This is a genomic window from Rhodopirellula sp. J20-39, assembly GCF_057365095.1.
The window spans coordinates 3,770,682-3,792,060 of the sequence record NZ_CP195123.1; the positions used below are offsets into that span (position 1 = coordinate 3,770,682).

The 21,379-nt window shown below is 54.5% G+C and carries 10 protein-coding genes; 4 read left to right on the forward strand and 6 right to left on the reverse strand.

From position 1 onward, the window contains the following. Nucleotides 1-80 precede the first annotated feature (80 nt). From ACR3ZL_RS13740 to ACR3ZL_RS13755, 4 genes are all read right to left on the reverse strand, one after another. Nucleotides 81-2,348 (reverse strand): glycoside hydrolase family 2 protein, encoded by a 2,268-nt coding sequence (locus ACR3ZL_RS13740; RefSeq protein WP_473652563.1) that lies wholly within the window; start codon nucleotides 2,346-2,348, stop codon nucleotides 81-83. Nucleotides 2,349-2,425: 77 nt separating this feature from the next. After that, nucleotides 2,426-4,582 (reverse strand): galactose-binding domain-containing protein, encoded by a 2,157-nt coding sequence (locus ACR3ZL_RS13745; RefSeq protein ID WP_486173559.1) that lies wholly within the window; start codon nucleotides 4,580-4,582, stop codon nucleotides 2,426-2,428. Between the two features lie 178 nt (nucleotides 4,583-4,760). Continuing rightward, nucleotides 4,761-5,855 (reverse strand): aldose epimerase family protein, encoded by a 1,095-nt coding sequence (locus ACR3ZL_RS13750; protein WP_473652561.1) that lies wholly within the window; start codon nucleotides 5,853-5,855, stop codon nucleotides 4,761-4,763. Nucleotides 5,856-6,088: 233 nt separating this feature from the next. Continuing rightward, nucleotides 6,089-9,847 carry a PVC-type heme-binding CxxCH protein gene (locus tag ACR3ZL_RS13755; RefSeq protein ID WP_473652560.1) on the reverse strand — a complete coding sequence of 1,253 codons (3,759 nt, stop codon included), beginning with the start codon at nucleotides 9,845-9,847 and terminating at the stop codon, nucleotides 6,089-6,091. Between the two features lie 184 nt (nucleotides 9,848-10,031). Between ACR3ZL_RS13755 and ACR3ZL_RS13760 the strand changes: the two genes are divergently transcribed. Continuing rightward, complete coding sequence (locus ACR3ZL_RS13760; protein ID WP_473652559.1) at nucleotides 10,032-11,186, forward strand: XylR family transcriptional regulator; 1,155 nt, start codon at nucleotides 10,032-10,034, stop codon at nucleotides 11,184-11,186. A gap of 921 nt (nucleotides 11,187-12,107) precedes the next feature. Here the strand turns inward: ACR3ZL_RS13760 and ACR3ZL_RS13765 are convergent. Next, nucleotides 12,108-15,182, reverse strand: coding sequence for an FG-GAP-like repeat-containing protein (locus ACR3ZL_RS13765; RefSeq protein WP_486173560.1), 3,075 nt, complete (start codon nucleotides 15,180-15,182; stop codon nucleotides 12,108-12,110). Between the two features lie 379 nt (nucleotides 15,183-15,561). On the opposite strand from ACR3ZL_RS13765, the gene ACR3ZL_RS13770 reads away from it, so the two are divergent. From ACR3ZL_RS13770 to ACR3ZL_RS13780, 3 genes are all read left to right on the forward strand, one after another. Then, nucleotides 15,562-15,750 carry a hypothetical protein gene (locus tag ACR3ZL_RS13770; RefSeq protein WP_473652556.1) on the forward strand — a complete coding sequence of 63 codons (189 nt, stop codon included), beginning with the start codon at nucleotides 15,562-15,564 and terminating at the stop codon, nucleotides 15,748-15,750. Nucleotides 15,751-15,898: 148 nt separating this feature from the next. Further along, complete coding sequence (locus ACR3ZL_RS13775; protein ID WP_473652555.1) at nucleotides 15,899-17,107, forward strand: DUF1559 family PulG-like putative transporter; 1,209 nt, start codon at nucleotides 15,899-15,901, stop codon at nucleotides 17,105-17,107. Between the two features lie 264 nt (nucleotides 17,108-17,371). Then, nucleotides 17,372-20,419, forward strand: a complete 3,048-nt coding sequence (locus ACR3ZL_RS13780; RefSeq protein ID WP_473652554.1) for an FG-GAP-like repeat-containing protein — start codon at nucleotides 17,372-17,374, stop codon at nucleotides 20,417-20,419. A gap of 425 nt (nucleotides 20,420-20,844) precedes the next feature. Here ACR3ZL_RS13780 and ACR3ZL_RS13785 read toward each other — a convergent pair whose 3' ends face one another. After that, the gene (locus ACR3ZL_RS13785) at nucleotides 20,845-21,159 is read right to left on the reverse strand and encodes a hypothetical protein (RefSeq protein WP_486172698.1); all 315 of its coding nucleotides are present in this window, start codon (nucleotides 21,157-21,159) and stop codon (nucleotides 20,845-20,847) included. Between the last annotated feature and the right edge of the window lie 220 nt (nucleotides 21,160-21,379).

Below are 21,379 nucleotides of genomic sequence, written 5' to 3' on the forward strand. Positions count from 1 at the left end.
AACTGGGCGGCGGGCTGGAACGGGCAGGCAGGTCGCTCGCCCATTCCAGTTGTCCGATCGCATCACGCTGTACGACTTGACTACTTGGCGTACAGCTGTTGATGCATCGCCTTCAGTTCTTTGGCGGGGATCTTGATGACCTTCCGGTCGTAGGTCATCAAACCATTGATCTCGCCTTCCACATCCGTCGTCTGGGTGTAGACGCCAGCGGCGATTCCCTTTTGACGAAGTTCATTGAGGACTTCGAGAGAATGGATGTATCGATTGCGATACTCCTCTTTGGTTTTAGGCAGACCGCCGTAGCCCCAATTGCCTCGTTCGGGATCCCAGAGGTGTCCTTCAACGGGGTACCCGTGACCACCAAATTCGCCAACGACTTGGATGAAGTTCTTGAACCGGTCGTTGTCGAATGGGAAGCCTGGATCGGGGTATCGGTGCTGGTCAGCGATGTCGCCGACGGGCCAGAAATTGCCTCCGCTAGCGATGTTGATCAAACGAGAAGGATCACGCTCGACAGCCCACTTTCCCGTTTCCATCGTTTTGTGCTGGCCCCAAGCTTCGTTAAAGGGCCCCCAGACCACGATCGATGGATGGTTTTCCAGTTCGTCCACCATTCGTTCGAATTCGAGCATGAATTGCTGATGATGCTCGTAGGGCCATTGGGCGTCTTCGGGGTTGGGTTGCATCCGAGTCCAAGGTGGACTGTGCCCGGCGCTGACTTGGTCCTGCCACACCATCATGCCGAGGCGATCACAGTGGTAGTAGTATCGACGCGGCTCGACCTTGATGTGCTTTCGGATCATGTTGAAGCCAGCCGCCTTGAGCCACTCGATATCAAACAGCATGCCTTCGTCTGAAGGTGGCGTTAGCAACCCGTCGGGCCACCAGCCTTGGTCCAACGGGCCCCAGTGAAAGATGATTTCATCGTTCAGCGTCATCCGCAGATGCCCATCTTCGTCGCGTTTCTTGCCGATCGTTCGAATCCCGGCGTAGGAATCGACTCGGTCCAAAACGTTGCCCGATGGGTCGAGTATCGAAACTTCCAACTGGTACAAGTGCGGCGAACTGGGTGACCAAAGTTTGGCGTCTGGGACGGTGACGGTAACGCCAGAGGTTGGGCCGGACGCGTCGGCGACCTGTGTATCGCCGTCTTTGACCACAACGCGAACGGTGAGTCCTTCGGATGGCTCCTGAATTTCGGGGACGATCGAAATCGTGCCGAACGCTGCATCCGATGAGATTGTTAGATCAACGAGGTGACTGCTCGGAACCTGTTCCATCCAAACGGTTTGCCAAATTCCTGATACACGCGTGTACCAAATGCCTTCGGCGTTGAGAACTTGCTTACCACGAAGCTGCCAACCTTCCGTGGCGTCCTCGACGCGTACAATCAGTTCGTTGGTGCCAGCAAGAGCTGCGTTGGTGATGTCAAAGCTGAATGGTGTATTGCCGCCTTGATGTCGACCCACGGAGATTCCGTTCACCAGGACATCGCAGCGGTAGTCGACCGCTTCGAAGTTCAGGATTGTTCGCTCGTTGATCGTGGGCTCCCATTCGAATTCACGGTGGTACCACAAGGCTTCCTGAGGATCGAGCAGTCGCTGAACACCGCCCAGTTGTGATTCAAGACAGAAAGGGACCAAGATTTCGCCGGCCCAGTGATCCGGTGTCGAGGTTTGAGCGATCGGCGTGATCGCGTAATTCCAGTTTCCGTTTAGATTGCGCCATTGGTCACGAACCATCTGAGGACGTGGGTATTCGGTCCACGCGGTGTCGGCGGTGAGCTCTTTACCCCAGGTAGTTATGAGGTTGCTTTTGAATGGCGCTTGAGCGGGCAGTTGCGGCAGGTGTTGCCCATCCGCGAAATGCACGTCAATAAATTGACCGCCGACCTTTTGGCGACAATGGACCGCCATTACGTTTTCGCCAGTCTTGATCGCGTGACGAAATGACTCGTCAATCGGCACCAGTTCGTAGTCTTTGGCCCAGCCATCAAGCGTGACCACGTTGATTCCATTGAGATACACTTTCACGTCTTCGTCGTGGTGCATCAGGAACGCTGGGGACTCCGGAATGACGTCGAGTGAAAAGCTCTTTCGCATCCAAATGTCGTTGGTGTCCCAAACAGTTCCGACACGAGCCCCAGGAGTGTTGCGAGTGCCGAATCCTCCGGGGCCTTTTTTCCAGTCGGAATCATCGAACCCGGGTTTCTGCCAACCTTTGGCGGGCTGGTCGACGGTGTACTGCCATGTGTTGGCGACTGAGTTGGCTTCGCCATAACAGTCCAGGTCGCAGCAAATCGAACACGTGATCGCAATGATCAACGCGAGTAGCGGATGGATGCTCATTGTGTGGTCTCGTAATGGGGAAGAGGCGGGGGTGATAGGGTGGGTAGTTGGATTGGGGGCTGAGTTGTCGAGATTCATTAAGGCAATTCCGTTTTCAGTTCGGTGACCGGAATTGCTTTGCCGAAAATTTCGACATCGGCAACGCGTACGGTCTGGTCGGTGCCCACGTTGTTGAACGAGAACTTGACGTATCGGGCGGGGCGTGAATTGGGAGATGTCAGATCTAGGTCCACGTCCGTGATATTCGCAGTGTTGTTTTTCCACTCGCTTGCAACGGTCCAGGCAGCCGCATCCAAGCTTGTGGAGACCGTGAAGTTCGGCGTGTTCCATTTCGGGGACATTCCGGCGGCGTCCGCATGGCTGATGCGATAACGCGTGATCTCGAATGCACCGCCCAGGTCAAATTGCATCCACGGGGCGTCATCTTTGGATGAAGTCCAAAGCGTGGTCGGGGTTCCGTCGGTCAGGTGTTCAAGCTCGTCCGGCGAACTGCTCGCGGTAACCCTTGTTTGACTCGACATGCAGCGATTGGATGCAAAGCCGTTCGCCTCATTGAACAAGTTGAAATAGTGGTCCGCTCGAACGAATTCCACTTGGTCGCCATACTGACTGGCGATTTCGCGTTGCAATTGAAGGATTCGGTCAGGCCGTAGTTCTCGCCAAATATTGACCTGAAACGATAGGAACAGTGGCGACTCTCGATTCCAGCGCGCTAGCTGGTGGTTAAGTGTCGAATGGAGGTGATCCCAAGATGCACAGTACGGGATCACCAGCTTTTCAAACGGAAGGCGATCGTTTTGAACGCTCGATTGAACCGATGGGACATCGCGAAAATTCTGGACCGTCGCGCCGTATAGGCTTCGGCAATTCTTTTCGTACGAGTCACGCTGCATCGGATCAGCGTCATCCCAAATTGTCACGACGCGAAGCCCGGCACGTTGCAGGTACGTTTCAGTCATGCGGGCATAGCCGTCCATCCTTTGGTTATCAGCCAAATGCACGCCGACTTTGGCGCCGGGCTCGTCCATTGTATTGCGCGGCATCGCATAACCCATGCCAGATGGACCGGACACAAAACAATCGGCGGGCGTCGCGGTGGAATAGTAGTAGTTCATGATCCCGGGTCCGATATCAACCAGCCCGGGGGCGATCGTCCAGTTCAGCGCAACCTGGCCACGCACCGACGATGCTTCGTCCCACACATTCCGCATGGCATGTTGCACGTATTGGATGTTGTCTCCGTCGCTGATGAAGATCGCAACGTACGCTTTGTTCTTTAAGTTCGGCTTCTTGGGCACCGCCGGAATCTGAATGCGATGGTCTCCGCCAGACATCACGGTAGGACTGACGTAGTGGTCAGCGGGAAGCGTGCCGATTCCAAATTCACTCGCCGTTGTGATCCCGGACCGTTCGCTGGAGTACCATCCCAACGCGATGGCATCGCCAGCGGTCATGTCACCAAAGAACTTCCGCATCAATGCGTCTTGTTCGGGAATTCGGCTGTCCAGCCAGACCACCGCTGCACCGCAAGCGGCGGCGATGTCACGGGTGTGGTGATGGTCTCCTCCACGACGATCGGGACGGGCACTGACGATCAAACGTTTCGTGCAATCCGGCCAATAGGTTTGGTAGAGGTGTTCATAGATTTCGATTGGGGATGACAGGGACAATCCGTTAAGGTCTTCGATCACACGCAGCGTGATGCCGTTGTCCAGCAATCGTTGGTGAACCTCGGCGGTGACTGGAACTGCATGTTTCAGCCCTGCCACGGTTCCCGCCAAATTCCGGTAATGCGCGGACTGGCTCGGATCGTAAAGCACGACCCCATCGATCTCGGTTGCATACTTAGCGACCAGGTCGTACTTATTCGCCTCGGTGTAACGGCAACTCGTGTCCAATGCCACGGTTGGAGTGTTCGCCCAGGTATCACGACCTTCGTTCACGTGAGCATCGAGCAGACAAATCCGAGGTTGCGTTTTGTTGACGTGTCCTTGCAGTGCTGAAAAGGTCAGTTGCTCATCCGGTGTTAGTACCTGGACTTCGATCGAATCCAATCTGGACGCTGGCTTCGCAAAGATTGGCAACGCTTGCCCCTGCGGCCAAGACATTCCCATCGATAAGTTCATCACTTCCGGATAGCTAACGCATCGGTTAACCGGTTCATTCGCGATTGAGTCCTGAAACGCGAAGACAACGCACCAGACCAAGGTTGCGACGACGGTTAGGTGGCGCATTGCGTCTTTTCTGAATGGTTTTCGATTTTGAATAGCGGGACGGAGTTGCATGAATCGTTCTGAAGGTGCGAGTTGCATCATTTCCGACATCCGGTCGGGGCGCGGAGCTAGCTGAACGGCTAAGTCGGACGACTTAGCGTTGGTGACAATGAACCAAAGAGAGTGCGACGGCGGTTAGTTACCGTGTTGAGAATGAAAGCACGGTTTGAGTCGCGTATTCATCGCCGGGTTCAAGAATGGTCGACGGGAAATCGGGTTGATTGGGGCTGTCCGGATAATGTTGAGTCTCAAGACAAAATCCGCCTCGATACAGATAGGGCTTGCCTGACTTTCCGCTCAACCGTCCGTCTAGAAAATTGCCGCAGTAGAATTGAATTCCGGGTTCGGTGGTTTGTACTTTGAGCACCCGACCTGAGTTGGGATCATAAACCTCGGCCGCTAGCGTTAGCGATTTCCTATTGGGCTTGTTGAGTATCCAGTTGTGGTCGTATCCACCGCCGAAACGAAGTTGTTCGTTGTCCGTTTCGATGTCTTGTCCAATGGGTTTGGACGATGTGAAATCAAACGGAGTGTTTTTGACAGTAGGCGTTTGTCCAGTTGGGATAAGTCCAGCATCGACGGGAGTGTAGCGATCGGCATGAAGTGTTAACTCATGGTCAAGAATGGTCCCCTCGCCTTCTCCCTTTAGATTGAAATACGTGTGCTGGGTCAGGTTGACTGGCGTCGCTTTGTCCGTCGTAGCGTGGTAGTCGATGGTGAGTTGGTTGTTGGTCGACAACGAGTACGTCACGTGCACTTGGAGGTTCCCGGGGTAGCCTTCTTCCATGTCCTTGGCCAAATAGGCTAGCTTGATCGAGCGAGCGTCGAAGGCCTCCACGTTCCATACCACCTTGTCGAAACCAATGATGCCACCATGTAGATGGTTTTCGCCGTTGTTCACAGCCAGCGAATATGTTTTGCCACCGAGCGTGAATTCGCCATTCGCGATTCGGTTTCCGTACCTTCCAACAATTGCACCGAAGTAGGGCTTGTCGACTGCGTTGATGTAGTCCTCGACTCGATCGTATCCCAACGCCACATCCGCAAATTGTCCCTCGCGATCTGGTACGACGATTGAGGTGATGATCGCTCCGTAATTGGTGATCTTCACGGTCATGCCTGAATCGTTCTTCAAGGTGTAAAGCTTGATGGTGTCGAAGTCTTCAACCTGGGCGATACAAACGCTTTGGGAAGCGAGTAAGAAGATTAGGCAGAGCAGGGGAAACGCTTTCATGTGAATTTCGTTAGTGGGGGATGGTCACTGAAACAGATCGGGGACGGTGGGCGGAGCCGGGAAAATAGCTATCCGGCGGGGACATCAGTGGTGGGCAGGCAGGCGGGGAGGGCAATAGGCAGGAGGCGATAGAAGCGATAAGTGGAGTGATGTAGCGAAAGTGGTCGGCCTGGTAGTGCGGGGCAGTTCAGTGCGGTGCGGGGTGAAGTCGGTTGAAAGTCGCGGCGTTTGGCTTATTGAATCGGTTCCACCGTGATTGCCATCACCAGCGGTGCGGAATTGTTGATGCCTTTGATCAATTCGAAAGAGTCGATCGTCTCAGGACGCAGGGGGACAATCTTGAGGTAACGCAACTGTCGTTCACCGGGCTGGAATGCAAACTCGCTGTCTGGGACATCGATCCGTCGGATGTAGTCAGCGAAATGCAGCCCGTTGATCAGTTCGTGATCTTCCGTTTTTCCGTCGCGGTAGTGCAGGCGGACCACCATCGTCACGGTCTGATTCATGTCACACGGAAAGCCCCAACCACTGACGCCGCTTAGCATGTGAATGGCTTTAGCAGGCGTGTTGCACGGCATCTGAACGGATCGAGGCATCCGCGGAGGCAGCTTTCCCGAAGGTCCGTATAAAAGGATTAGGTTCGGTTTCGAAACGCCCTGAGGATCGGTTAGATGAAACGGGATTCCTTTGAACCGTTTGGGCGACCAATCGTCGAAAATCATTTGATCGTCGCCGTCGTCGTCGAATAGTGCGCGTGTGCTAATTGCCGTTGCGTAACGGTCCAGCGGGACTGGGATGAAAGTCCGACGGGTCGCAAGAAATTCAAGCAAGTTGATCATGTCATCGAAGTTGATCGAGTTCTCAAAACCTTCGGGCATGATGGACATGCGAGACATCACAATCTGTTCGATGTCTTCACGCAGGACGTTCTTCGTTTTGCCTTGTGTGTCGATGAGCTCGATGGCGGTCTTGGATTCGGATCCAAGCATTCCGGTCAGAACCACTCCATTGGCCGTCAACACTGTGTAGGACCGAAAGTTGCCTTCGACACTACGGCTGGGGTCCAGAATGTGACCGAGCAACAGGGCTTTGGGATGGACTGCCATACCGGTGAGGTCGGGGCCGACTCGGCTCCCAATGTCGCCATGAACATGACATTTCGAACAATGCGTCTTATAGACTTGCTTTCCTTGTAACGAATCTCCGGTGCGTTCGGTGGTGAATCGATATCGATCAAAGATCTTCTTGCGATCAGTGCTGGGTAGCGAGTTGCCTCCGGACAGCAGCTTCGTTGCGAGTTGGTTGACTCTTGGGTCTGGATGCGAGACCAAAAGCTGCTTCTGATCGATCGCTAAGTCTTCGAGAGCTGCCTTTCCATTCGCCACGTTTTGCAGGAACGCGAGTGTCGCGTCCGGTCGCTGTAACAGTTGGGCCAGCGCCGCTCGCTTGAGGGTGGGCGTCATTGCGGGCAAACGGCTAACGATTTCCTCACCCAGCCCATCCCAGCGACTGGCAGCGAGCGCTTGCACAATCCCAAGAGCGACCGATGGAACGGTCCTGGGTGAGACTTCATCAAGCAGTCGAACAACAACATCTCGATCGTTTTGTAGAAAGGAGATCGCCTGTGACGCGGCCTCAATCCGGTCGGCGTCCATCGCCGTGTTATCGCGAACCTGGTCGAGAAGGTCTTCGACGATTCTTCGTCCGTGTTTGGCAAAAGTGCCACTTCCCCAACGATTGACCAACTTGACAAGCATGGCCCGAGTGTTGGGTGAAACGCGGTCATAGATAGGAATCAGTCCGGATTCGGTTTGGGAATCGATTTGAACCTGGCATTCGCTATCCCAGCCTGCTGACAAACCTTCGATGACCGCGTCAAGGACGACCGAATCAGTGTTTCGTAGATTGGACAACCGTCGTGCAGAATCCTGGGCATCGTCGCCGCGAGCGTGGTGCTCGGCGATCCGGCGAACGATCTGAAGTGCGGGCTCGGTTAACCCGCTTGTATTCGATAGAGCTCGCAAGAACGGTCCGCTTTGCTTGGCAGCCGCGCTGGTAACCGCATCCGGGATCCATCGGTCCGTCATCTCGACGGGGTCGCGTATCAGTTTTGCCAATGTGGAGGCAGCCGAATCACTTGCCGGCATATCGGCAAAGGCCAGGATTGCAGCTAATCGGACATGTGGATTGGAATCGTGAGACACGTCACTGGCCAAGAGGGCTTTTACCGAGCCGTTGGAAATCGGTAGAACCTGTACCGCGTTGCGTCGCACTCCAGCAGATGGATGTAGCAAGGCGCCGTAGACGGCTTTCAAGCTTTGACGAGCCCGTTGGCCGCTGACCGACTGGTTGTCGAACATGCCGAGGCCATGCAAGGTCCATAGTGCGTGAATGGCACCGACGTTCAGCCCAATTTCGTCCGTCGAGCGATCATCGATCAGTTCAACCAGATCGCTTACGACGTCGGTGGAATCACGTTCGACCAGCAAACGTTGGGCGTGTTTGCGAACCAGCATCGTTGGATTGCGTAGTTCCGCGACCAATCCCTTTGGGCTTAGCTTGGTGAGGTCTGGAACTTCTAGTTTGCGTGAGTCATCCGCCACAACCCGATAAATACGTCCACGTGTCTTGTCGCGAAGTTTGGTGATATAGGCTTGACCTTTGCCCGTTTCGAATCCTTCGGGAGTCGGGTTGTGTTGCATGATGTAGTTGTACCAGTCGATCACCCAAACTTGACCGTCCGGGCCCACTTCCGCCATGATCGGCGCCGTCCACTCATCATCGCTTGCCATTAAGTTAAACGAGTTGGACGATACAAAATCGCTGCCTTGGTTCTGCAACTCAAACGCGCCTACCAAATGACCGGTTGGGCCGTTAACGAAAGCGATTCGATTCCAGTATGCCCGTGGGTACTCGCGAGCCGTGTAGAGTGAATGACCCGCGGCGGCGGTATAACCACCATGCCAATCGCCTTGCCGAACATTGCCGGTGATTGGATGAAACTCGTTGGTGTCTGCAATGGACGAAAGCGTCAACGATGGTGCCCAGCCATGCACTCGTTCGTAGTAACGATTGGGGATCGGCATGAAGATACTGGGGTTCCCGTTGGCGGTTGATCCGAACACCAATCCTTCTTCGCTTTGTCCAAAGCCCCAAGTGTTGTTGTTTGTCGAACGGATGAACTCCATTTCGGAGCCATCTGGGCGAAAGCGAAAGAAACCCATGCGGAAGGCTTGTTGAGCCTCGCCCTGGACAATCGGCTCGGATGAGTTGTAGCCCTGCATCGCCCAGATCCAGTTATCCAAACCGTACTGAAAGTTGCTAACGCCACCATGAGTGTCTTCGAGCGTCCAACCGGAAAACAACACCCTTCGCTGGTCCGAGATATCGTCGCCGTCGATGTCTTGCAGGAAGATTGTCTCGACGCCGTTTTGAACAATCACGCCGCCGTTAGTGAATGCGATACTTGACGGGATGCTGAGTCCCTCGGCGAAGACCGTGAATTGGTCTGCCATGCCGTCTTGATCGGTATCCTCACAGATTCGAATTCGATCACGACCTTCACCGCTGGGAACTAAATCATTAGGGTAATCGACTGTTTCCGCGACCCACAAACGCCCCTTCGCGTCCCACGTCATGCAAATGGGTTTACCGCCCAGATTTGGCTCCGCAGCAAACAACTCAACATGGAAGCCGCTTGGGACGACGATATGCTTGAGTGATTCGAGCGGATCAAGCGGCTTTTGCATCCAACTCGCTGGCAGGCTTCGCGAATTCTCGGATGCTGTTGAGTTATCCGACGGAAGTTCGCTCCCTACGTCGATGTACTCAAACGGCTTGAGCCCGACGTGTTCTGCTGTGTTGTTCGTTTGCTGAGGACCGTGAAAATCACGGTCGTCCGAAAGGCTGTTGCTGGCCGAGCAAGTCCATGCAAAAAGGCATCCGATTAGGATGGATGAGTGGGGCGTTAAGCGGTGCTTTTGTTGGCTCATGTAGTCTTGTCAGATCCAAGGGCTGGAGTTCTGTTGTCACAACCGATCTCCAGAAAGGTAAGTATAACGACGCTAAATGCGTTTAAAATGCGAAACGACGCAACAAATATTGAGATATATTACGCAGCGTGAGTTTCATCTCGTGAAAATGATTCGATCGAGTTTGTGCCAAAGATAAAGCATCATGAAGAAGCAAAAGAACGTTGCCCTATTGATCGAGACGTCCAATTCGTACTCACGGCAACTGCTGCAGGGAATCGCATCCTACATGCACGCCAATGAATTGTGGGCGATTAACCTTCCTGAGCAGGAACGCGGCGCCGGGCCGCCGAAATGGTTGTCTCGTTGGAAAGGCGATGGGGTGATCGCCAGAATTGAGAGCGAGACGTTCGCCAAAGCGATAGACAAGTTGGACATGCCGGTCGTCGATGTCAGCGCCGCTCGTTTTCTGCCTGAGCTACCGCTGGTAGAGATTGACGAAATCGAAGTAGGCAAGTTGGCTTTCGAACATTTGCAGGAACGCGGGTTCACCAACTTCGCGTATTGTGGCGAACCGCAATACCGCTGGTCGTCGCTGCGGAAGGATGGATTCGTTCGGCACGTCAACGAAGCGGGATTTGAATGTGACGTATTTAAAAACGCGCCGATCAAGGCCGGCGGTTTTGCTCTGGACCGGGAAAAGGCAGCACTCGCTAAGTGGATCAAGAAGCTCCCCAAACCGGTTGGAATGCTGATCTGTTTCGACGCCAAGGCACCGCATGTGTTGGACGTTTGTCGGGAAATTGGTGTTAAAGTTCCTGAGCAACTTGCCGTGTTGGGGGTCGACAACGATGAAGTGCTGTGTGATCTATGTACGCCACCACTGTCGAGCGTGATCCATGCAGCCAAACAAATCGGGTTTCAAGCGGCTAGCTTCCTCGATAGGTTGATGAAAGGGGAAACCCTGGATGATCCTTGCAGCTTGGTGGCGCCTGTCGGAGTTGCGACCCGGCAATCGACCGATGTAATGGCGATCGATGATCCCGATGTGGCCGAAGCGATGCGTTTCATTCGTGATCATTGTTGCGAAGGGATCAAGGTCCAGCATGTTCTTGATGTCGTGCCGGTGTCGCGTCGAACGCTTGAGCCGCTTTTTGAAAAAGTGGTGGGTCGCACGATGCACCAAGAAATCCTGCGCCGGCGAATTGATCGAATTCGCCAGTTATTGACCGGCTCCGATTTGACGTTAGCGCAGATCGCGGATCGAAGTGGGTTTCAGCACGTCGAGTACATGAGCGTGGCGTTTCGCAGAGCAATGGGGGTTCCCCCAGGACAATACCGGCGAGAGCACTCAGCGTAGTGGCTCGGCGGGAGCCTCGCCCTCCCGTTCCTTTGCTTCCCCTGCGGTTCCAAACCACTCCGGGAGGGTGACGCTCCCGCGGAACCGCAGCCAGTACCAAAGTTGTTAGTCAGTGGTAGCTCGGCAGGAGCCTTGCCCTCCCGTTTGGTGCGTCAACAACATCAGTCCGGGAGGGTGACGCTCCCGCGGAACCGCAGTCAGTACCAACGTTGTTAGCCGGTGATAGCTCGGCGGGAGCCTCGTCCTCCCGTTTGGTGTGTCAACCAAATCAATCCGGGAGGGTGACGCTCCCGCGGAACTGCAGCCAGTACCAACGCTGTTAGTCGGTGGTAGCTCGGCAGGAGCCTCGCCCTCCCGTTTGGTGCGTCAACAAAAATCAGTCCGGGAGGGTGACGCTCCCGCGGAACCGCAATCAGTACCAACGTTGTTAGTCGGTGATAGCTCGGCAGGAGCCTCGCCCTCCCGTTTGGTGCGTCAACAGAATCAGTCCGGGAGGGTGACGCTCCCGCGGAACCGCAGCCAGTACCAACGTTGTTAGCCGGTGATAGCTCGGCGGGAGCCTCGCCCTCCCGTTTGGTGTGTCAACAACATCAGTCCGGGAGGGTGACGCTCCCGCGGAACTGCAGCCAGTACCAACGTTGTTAGTCGGTGGTAGCTCGGCAGGAGCCTCGCCCTCCCGTTTGGTGAGTTAACAGAATCAGTCCGGGAGTGTGACGCTCCCGCGGAACCGCAGCCAGTACTAACGTTGTTAGCCGGTGATAGCTCGGCAGGAGCCTCGCCCTCCCGTTTGATGCGTCAACAAAATCAGTCCGGGAGGGTGACGCTCCCGCGGAACCGCAGCCAGTACCAACGTTGTTAGTCGGTGGTGGCTCGGCGGGAGCCTAGCCCTCCCAAGAGTTGGATTGCAACGCGTCCAGGGACCTACCGACTCGATTCAGCGGCGGGACGTGGCAAGGCGAATGGTGCCGCACCTTCGACGATCAGGTAGTCGCTTCCCGCGGCCAGCATTCCGACGGTTTGAATTACGCCTGACGGCCAGCGAATTTCTAGATCCGAAAGCTGAGAAACGTCTGCCATCCCGACCGAGATACGTTTTTCATTCGTGCACATGTAGCCGTCCCCTGCGGTTAACTGAGCGTAATAGCTGCGCTCGCCAATACTCGCCGTCACGGTGGTCCCGATCGCATCGCGCTGTCCGCGTTTGGATTTCAAAATCAGGCCTATTGAGTTCGTTGAAGGGCTGGTTTCGTTGACAAGCAATGCAACCGGATCGTACAAGTGGGTGACCACGGCATCGGTTAAGCCATCGCGATTGACATCGAGGACCGCCAAGGCGCGACCGAGGTGATCACGTTGGAAGTAGTCTCCCAGTCGGCTCCGATCAAGTTCTTTCCACGTTCCGTTTGGATGGCGATCGAACATTTGCATGGGCATCCGATAGGCAACATCCTTTCGAGACACATCGCTCACGTGTCCATTGGTGACGATCAGCTCGAGGGTTCCATTGTTGTCGAAATCGGCGCATTGGGTGCCAAACCCGAGTAGCTTGATCGATGGCTCAGCGAGCCCCACACGATGGGAGCGATCGTCCCATAGTCCGGCATCGGTTTGTTCGTAATAGGTGTTGTGATCGTCTGAAAAGTGAGTCACGAATAAATCCAAGTCACCATCGCTGTCAGCATCACCTATTGCAATGCCCATGGAAGCCTGAGACTGGGAGCGTCCATTGACCGCCACGCCGCGAGTGGTCGCTAGTTCATTCAACTGAAAGTTTTTGTCGCTCCATCTACTAGCGTACGCCACCAAGCCTTCATCGTTCGTCGAAACTGCATTCGGCGTCGCCGAGCACCAAAGGTGGTTGGCGGTCATGTCGTTGGCCACATAGAAATCCAGACCAGGTTGCCCGTCCAGTTCACCGACAACCAGTCCAAGCCCTCGGCCCGGGCTCGTTTGCGTCATCCACCTTTCGGTGACATCGGTGAATCGACCATCTCCAGTACCCGCCCAAACTCGATCCACATCTGCTTCGAAGTCCACCGGCGTGCAGCTCTGAAGCAATCCCGTCGTCCGGCTGCGGCAAGCTTTTTCAAACGCGCGTTCGCCGCCACAGTAATTAATCTCCACGATGTCCGCGTATCCGTCACCGTTGATATCCGCAATCACAGCCGAAGACGTCCACGCCGCATCGCTTAAGCCAACTTCGCCGCTGACATCGTCAAAGGTGCCATCGCCATTGTTGCGAAAGAGCCGATTTTGGCCGATGTTGCATGCCAGGACGTCTGGGAAGCCGTCATCGTTGTAGTCGCCGACACTGAGTCCTTGCGTAAATCCGGTGTTGTTGATCGCCACGTTCGGGGGCACTTCACTGAACACTCCGGCTTGATTTCGGAACAACGCATCCGGCGTGGAGTTCGATTGTTTTGGGGACCCGTCTAAGACAGCCAGTACCAAATCGGGCCATCCATCGAGGTCATAATCCAAGACGCCCGCCCCACCGCCTGTGCTTTGATAGATCCAGTGCCCCTCCACGGTTGCTTCGGCTGCGATTGCGGTAGTGTGGCGAAGTCCACGGGCGTTGGCTTGATCGGAGAAAGCAAAACTGGCTGATTGCGGAACGTGCTGCCGTTGTTTGGTTTCCGCTGACGCGAGCATCCAGTTGAGTTTTGGTAAATCGTGCCAGTCGATTTGGTCGGTAATGAGGTGGCTGGGTAGTAGCCACGGCGAGTCGGCTGATAGGCGACCGCGAATCGCTAAGTACTCTCGCTTGACATTGGGATAGGGATCTTCCTTCAGTGTCAGTGACATACGTGCCCAAGCTTCCGCTTCCCAGACCCTTCCTAGTTGCTCCATCAACTTCGCAACTTTCATGGCGGTGCTCTGAGATGAACTCTCCCGTTCGTAAAGAGTCTTGGTGGCGTCGTACATTGTCGTCAAAATCGCATTCCGCTTGGCGACAGTCTCGGCTTCCTTCACACGCCCCAACTTAGTGAGCGAACGAATCAGTCGAGTCAGTGTTCCGGCATGGTTTCCTTCCTGACGCTGGGCCGCTTCACAAAACGCTCGAGTCGCCATCTCGGTTTCGTCTTGCTGGCTCGCCCAGATGCCGGCGGCCAACCAGTAGTCCGGAGATTCCTTGGCATCTCGTGGAGCATTGCTTTGCCATCGTTTGATCGCGTGGACTTCGCCAAGTTCGACCAAGGCACGTCCATATAAAACGTAGGCCGACGTGAAGCTAGGATATCGATTTACCACGGGGGCCAGTCGATCCGCAACCGACTTCCATTTGCCTTGAAATGAGTCTGCTTTGGCAAGCCCGTATTCCGCTCGATTGTCTTGCGGGCAAACCTCGAGCAGTCGTTTGCAAAGGTCGACGTCGGGTTCAACTTGCCAGGGTTGAGCGAGCACCACTAAACTTTCGGTATGGCCTTGGTTGTGCTGAGCGAGCCACTTGAGGTGCGTCATCGCGACGTCTTGAACACCCAGCATCGACGCTAACCCAATCAGATCAAACCGGATGTTGATAGCGGACGGATAAAGTGCAATAGCGCGTTCTTGCACCGAAAGTGTTTCGAAAGGTTGCCCGGCCAGCATAAGTTGTTGGGCAAGTTTGTCTAGCAATTCGATTGAAGGTCTCGAGCCGTGATGAGAAGCATCTCGATACAGACCGATTGCAATCTCGCGATGCCCCAGAGCCACCTCAACATCGCCAAGCTGTTCCTGAGCGATCTCGTTTTGAGGATCTAGGACAAGCAATTGATGCAAGGCATCTTTCGCTGTTTTCCAGTCGCGAGTCGCAATCGATCGCTCAATCAGTTGATGTCGCTTTTGCAACTCACGCTGGGAATTTGATGCGTTGCTCGATGTTCCAAAAATCGAAGTTTCGCCCTCGAGTCGCTCCGTGTTTTGAGCTTTCGTCGACGCCGAAACGCCACTGTCCTCGGGGACTGACCGCTGACATCCCGGGACGCCGATCATCGTAACGGTTGCGACGGTCATTTGAAAAAGAGCACGCCGCCAACACACTGAAGCGATGGGCAGAAAACGTCTGAATCGTCGCGGAAATGGCAAAGTTTGCTCCCGGCCGGGCATGCTGGAAAGAAGGTGCAGCACCTTACAAAGCTGGCAGAATACGGACGCGTCATCAAGGGGGAACGTTCCGCATGTTGATTCTTTTGAATCCGACAAACAGCGATGGTAAGGGCGTGCCAAATATCTCAGGACGATTGCGATGATTCTCATTGTCGCCAAAGGTGTGAATGGCGAAGATCATACCCATCAACCACTGATGATGTGACTTTAAGGTCCGCTTCGGTGTTTGTCACGCAAACGAATCATTGCTTCAGTTCTATCCTCGTAAACCCGCATGTACCACCTCATGAAAATGTTCACTCTGCTTTTCGTATTCAGTCTTTGTTCGCTTCCGTTGATGTCTGGGTGCGGCGGCGGGGTGGGTGAAAACGAGGTGAGTGTGACGACGTTTGATGAGGCGGCGGAAGCACGTTTGCAAGAGAAGTCAGCGGAACAGCAAAGTTCCGAGACTGCCAAACGACGCCCCGGCGCCTAGACGATCTTGAGTTGGATCCGACGTCGTTGGCGTCATCTACATCAAGACGATGTCTTGTTGGTGGAGTGAAGTTTTTTGGAGGGAATTTCGCGATGTTGATTCGTCGGCCCTTATCTAGATACCGTTTCTATATCTTTGGAGAAATTTGATGAAAGAGAATCAGCCGTTGCAACACGATCGAAGGCGACCAGGTTTTACCTTGGTCGAGTTATTGGTGGTGATTGCAATCATTGGTGTTTTGGTCGGGCTGCTTTTGCCCGCCGTCCAAGCCGCACGGGAAGCTGCCCGGCGGATGAGTTGCAGTAACAACATGAAGCAGTTGGGATTAGGACTTCATAACTACCATTCCGCTTACAACCGACTGCCGATGCAATACGCCGGTACTAACTCACGCGGTAACGGCGACAATGATCGAACGAACAAAATGCAGCTTAGCTTTTTGGTCGGCACGCTTCCGTTCATCGAACAACAAGCTTTGTGGGAGCAGATCAGCAACCCATTGGCGGAACATCGTGATGGATCAAGCCGAACTCCTGCCTTTTCGCCGATGGGGCCGGTTCCATGGTGGACGGATTACCGTCCATGGTTGACACAAGTTCCGGCTTTCCGCTGTCCAAGCGATCCGACGGAAGTGAGGCCGAATCACGTGGGATTCACGAATTACGCGGGCTGCGAAGGTGATCACTTTTGGGAAGGGACGGAGATGGGGGTTCATGAAGCTGGAACCTCGGAAACCGACGGAACTTGGGGCGAAGCCAACACGATGCGATTTGCTCGTGGTGCATTCACGGCACGTCACTTCACTCGATTTCGAGACATCCTTGACGGGACCGCCAACACGATCATGTGCGGCGAGATTGTGGTCGACAGTGATCGTCGTGAAATCACCGGAACGGCGATTCGAGCGGGCGATGATGTCTATTCGCGTTCACCTGCTTCGTGGGCAAACGATACATCCGCAACGCCAAGCATCGATCCGAACCGCCCTCAGTTTTACACATCAGTCCATGGTGAGTTTGACGTCAATGAGAATGATCGAAGCCGTGGCCGATTGTGGTGTAGCGGTCGTCCGCAATCCAGTCGATTCCACACGATCCGTCCGCCTAACAGTTACAACGTGATGCGGTGGTGGGATAATGCCGGAATGTGGGCTGCGTCGAGTCGCCACCAAGGCGGTTGTCATGTGCTTATGTCCGATGGTGCCGTTAAGTTCATCACGGACTCCGTCGATACAGGCAATCAAAATGCGTTGCCCATCGGACCTGGCGATCGCGGACTGGGTGACGAGAGTCCTTACGGTATTTGGGGGGCCGCTGGGACAAAAGCGAGCAGCGAAGTCACCTCACTTGACCTCTAGTTTTGAAGGTCGAATGGGTTGACCTCATCTCAACCAACGAAGCGGATGCGGTTTCGGCCGCTCCGCTTTTTTGCTGCGCTCGTCGCTGGATTTTTGTTTGCGGTACTGGGTCTGACTGATGAATGAATTTGTTTGCGAGCTGTCGGTTGTTAGGTCAGCGCAGGAACGGAAAATTCGTACGGGGGAACCGATGTTTTCTGTTAGTATCGCAGTCTCCGTTAGCGTTACTGGACTGCCCATCGAGCGTTCGCATTGGAAGAACAGATGATCTGTGTTGAACGTCGCTTCGCAATCCTGTCGCGGCATGTGTGCCGAATCTTTGCGGCTGGTATGATTTTGACAATTCCAATAACCAGTGGTTGTCAGCGCGAACCTCAGGTCGTCGACCAGGATATACAGCGGTCGCCTGTTGAGGATCAGGCGCCGGATGAATTGGGAAGCTTACACCGTCTAGAACCCCAAGGTCTTGACTCGGTCCAACCACCGCGTTCGTTCGATCGCGATAGTGAGCTGCAGCGGGCACGGGGCCTATACGACCGCGGGCAACTGGCCGAAGCCGAACTCGCGTTTCGTCGGTTGTTTACGGCCAATCCAGAAGACGCAGAAGCCTTGTTCGGCTGCGCCAACGTGTTGATCTCAAAAGGATTGCCGGACCAAGCGATCATTTTGCTCGACGCTATTCCGCCTGAACATCCTCGATTGGGAATTTCTGCGTTAGGACTATCCGCGGAAGTTTGCCTGAACGACGGCCGCGGTGATGAGGCGGCGACGCGCTACCAACGATTGACCGAGTTGGTGCCGGGATCGGCGATGGCTCATCGGCAACTCGCTTTCACTCTCAATCGCTTGGGGCGACGCCACGAGGCTGCTCGTCATGTTCGCGTCTTGTGTAAGCTTGGCGATGTTCGCCAAGATGAGCTGCATTCATTGATGTCGCTTAGCGACGCAATGTACGACGATCCCGCCGATACGGTGACGCAGACACGGCAATATTTCCCGCTAGGCGATTCGGGACTAGCTCGAAAACAGTTTTCTGACCAGGCTTTTCAGGAGGCGGCCCAAACACTCAAAGACTCGGTACAGACCGGTGCGGCCTCGCCTGCGGTCGTGGCTTTGTATGGCCGGTGCTTGGCGGAGTCTCAGGAAGACGATCTCTTTGCCCAATGGTTGGCTTCATGCGACGCTCAAACCAAGCAAACTGCTGAAGCTTGGGCGGCTATAGGGGCGTGGCTGGTCAATCATCAGCGTTTTGATGAAGCCATTCGTGCATTGTGCGAGGCCGTGATCCGTGACCCAACCGATAGCCGCTCTTATCGTCGGTTAAGCCAATCCTTATCCGCGACCGGCAACGAAGAGGGTGCAACACGTTGCGATCGTTGGGTACAGCTTCTGCGAACGGCCACTACCGCCAGTAACCAAGTTGGGACGCAGGATCCCAAAATCGGTCGGTTCAATGAGATCAGTTCCAGTTTGGAAGAGATGGGGCGACCACTGGAGGCGACGCTTTGGGAGGCCATTCGGCGTCACCGCACAGCGGAACTGGGTACGAATCTTGAACAACTCAACGAACGCCGAAAGTCGCTGGTTCAATCCAAGTTGGCGTTTGCATCCGTCGAAGCTCGTGTGTTCGGATTGGAATATGAAAAGTACCCGGTCTATTCGGATGACTTTGTCACTAAGTCCAATCGAAACTCCACCGTGCGTCAGCCGCCGACCACTTTAGTAAACGCGGAGTTTGAGAATGTTGCGGATCGAGTAGGGTTAAGCCATTCCTATCGGGTTGCAGCCAAACCACAGGCAAGTCGGTTTACGATCTATCAAGTCGTCGGCGGTGGGGTTGTGGCGTTCGATTACGATCGAGATGGAACCTGCGATCTGTATTTGTCACAAGGTGGGAGCGATCCACCGACAATGACTGGGGAAATGACCAACCAGTTGTTTCGGCAAGTAGGCGGAAGCTTGGTTGACGTGACCCGGGCCGCCAATGCGACTGAGTTTCGCTATTCAACGGGCGTCACTAGCGGTGACTGGAACCAGGATGGGTTTCTCGATTTGGTCGTTTGCAATCTGGGTGCTAATTCGTTGTTGATTAACAATGGTGATGGCACGTTTGAATCCCAACCGACCGATGACTTCGATGATGCCACCTATGTTAGCACGTCGATTGCGATGGCCGACTTAACCGGTAACGGGTTGCCGGACATGTTTGAACAAAGTTACGTCCATGATTCAGGGGTTGCTCGCAAGCCGAACGTCAATGAACTGGGACAAGTTCAGATCGTTGCGCCCGGTGACTATGTAGCCGGAATGGACCGGATTTTGGTCAACGACGGGACCGGTAAGCGAATCGCTCGCGACATCAGCGAGTCGGCGTTCGACCGAGGTCCCGGATTGGGACTGGTGGTGGCGGAGTTGGATGGCGAACCCGGGCTGGAAATCTTTGTCGGCAATGACGTCCGTCCCAACCAATTGTGGAAGCGGGACGCAACAGGACGTTATGTGGACATCGCGTATTTAACGGGTATCGCATTGGGGCATGATGGTTCACGTACTGCGTCGATGGGAATCGCTGCGGGCGACTTCGATGCATCCGGCACCTTGGATCTGCACGTCACGAATTTCCAGGATGCTCCCGCAAGATTGTACTTGAGGCAGCAAAGCGGCTTTCAGGACCGTGCGATCGGTTTCCAAGTTGCCAAGGATAGCTACGAGGTGCTTGGGTTTGGAACGCAATCGATCGATTACAACAATGATGGATTCGAAGACCTGGCCGTTACCAATGGTCATGTGGAAGACACCAATCTTCCAGGATCTCCATTTCGTCAGCCAGCACAGTTGTTTGCAAATTTGGGTGACCGTTTTGAATTCGTAAATGTCCTGGATCGGTCTGGCTACTTTGACTCGCTTCACGTTGGACGAGGACTGGCGACACTGGATTTTGATAATGATGGCAAGACTGATTACGTCGTCACGCATTTGGAGGACGAGACGGCATTGCTCGTTAATCGAACGCGGACCAATCACCACTGGATCAACATGCAACTAGTCGGCGTGACGAGCGAACGCGATGCGATCGGTGCCAAAATCGAAGTCCAAGCCGATGGGGAAACTTGGACGCGGTGGGTTACTGCGGGTGACGGGTACCTTTGTCGGAACGAGGCACGGGTGTCTTGTGGACTGGGCACGGTCGATCGCATCGATTCGATCACAGTAACTTGGCCCAGCGGAAATCGGCAGACGTTCACTAAGATATCGGTGGATCAGCGACTCTTATTTGTAGAGAACCAACCAGCAGTATTTACCTATGAGTGAAACGTCTCGATCCAGTGTATGGAGCATCTGAGAGTTCGAGACGAATGGTTGGCCTGTTTACGAGCGTCCACAAGGTGCCCGACCGATGATTACCGGACACCCATCACTTGCAAAATATTGACCCCTCATCGCATGACTGCTGCGAAGGATCATGCTCACCCAGCACGTTTTGAAATTTGACGTGCCTGATCCCGGTAGCTGGGGTCGCCAGACTTCAGAGCACCGGCGTCTGGCGACACCGGCTACATCCTTTTCAAAAACGCTCCAGCGACAATGTAGAGGTCTAGAGACAAGTCAAAAACTTTGGCGGTAAGTGACCGAGCTTTGTATCAGTTGAAACGTGATGAATCGTTTGTTGTTTCCATCAACGTCGAACGCCCCCAGTGACCGGCCGTTCTTGAAGATCACTCTGTGTGAGCACACGCCTAAGAATGAATCTTCGTCAGAGGTGGGTTGCTGCGTGTGATCTCACCTGAATCCGATACCTTCAGGTAATACGACGCACCGATGTGGAGCCGTGTCGAAAAGGCGGAGTCACCGGTTGGCTCTAGCTTTTCCCAGATGTTGACCCGGTAGTTTCCATTGTGATGCTGGCACACTTCCATGTGATGCAAACGGGGCGGCCTTCCGGTTTTCTCCAGAATCTGCGATTTGATCTTGTCGGAGTGGTCTGATTCCGCCGCAGGTTCTTCTTCCCTGGGGGCTGTTTGATCGACTTTTGCCATGATTTCCTCGGACAACAAATTCTCGGACAATAAACTGCAGTTTGTTACCGAACTGTATCGTAATGAGGTTCCGTTCGATACGAGTGCCGATTGAAAACGAGGCGGCTTAGTAGGCCCGGTAGCGTCTGATCGGCATCCCAAAGCAAGCCACTTTGACGACCCAGGACACGCCGGGCGGGCAAACCGCCTAACTTACCATTCATCCGAACGTCAAACCTCAATACTGATGAGGTGT

Coding starts and splice junctions, on each gene's coding strand:
- ACR3ZL_RS13740 (WP_473652563.1), bottom strand. CDS start 2,348: ATGAGCATCCATCCGCTACTCGCGTTGATCATTGCGATCACGTGTTCG.
- ACR3ZL_RS13745 (WP_486173559.1), bottom strand. CDS start 4,582: ATGCGCCACCTAACCGTCGTCGCAACCTTGGTCTGGTGCGTTGTCTTC.
- ACR3ZL_RS13750 (WP_473652561.1), bottom strand. CDS start 5,855: ATGAAAGCGTTTCCCCTGCTCTGCCTAATCTTCTTACTCGCTTCCCAA.
- ACR3ZL_RS13755 (WP_473652560.1), bottom strand. CDS start 9,847: ATGAGCCAACAAAAGCACCGCTTAACGCCCCACTCATCCATCCTAATC.
- ACR3ZL_RS13760 (WP_473652559.1), top strand. CDS start 10,032: ATGAAGAAGCAAAAGAACGTTGCCCTATTGATCGAGACGTCCAATTCG.
- ACR3ZL_RS13765 (WP_486173560.1), bottom strand. CDS start 15,182: ATGACCGTCGCAACCGTTACGATGATCGGCGTCCCGGGATGTCAGCGG.
- ACR3ZL_RS13770 (WP_473652556.1), top strand. CDS start 15,562: ATGAAAATGTTCACTCTGCTTTTCGTATTCAGTCTTTGTTCGCTTCCG.
- ACR3ZL_RS13775 (WP_473652555.1), top strand. CDS start 15,899: ATGAAAGAGAATCAGCCGTTGCAACACGATCGAAGGCGACCAGGTTTT.
- ACR3ZL_RS13780 (WP_473652554.1), top strand. CDS start 17,372: ATGATCTGTGTTGAACGTCGCTTCGCAATCCTGTCGCGGCATGTGTGC.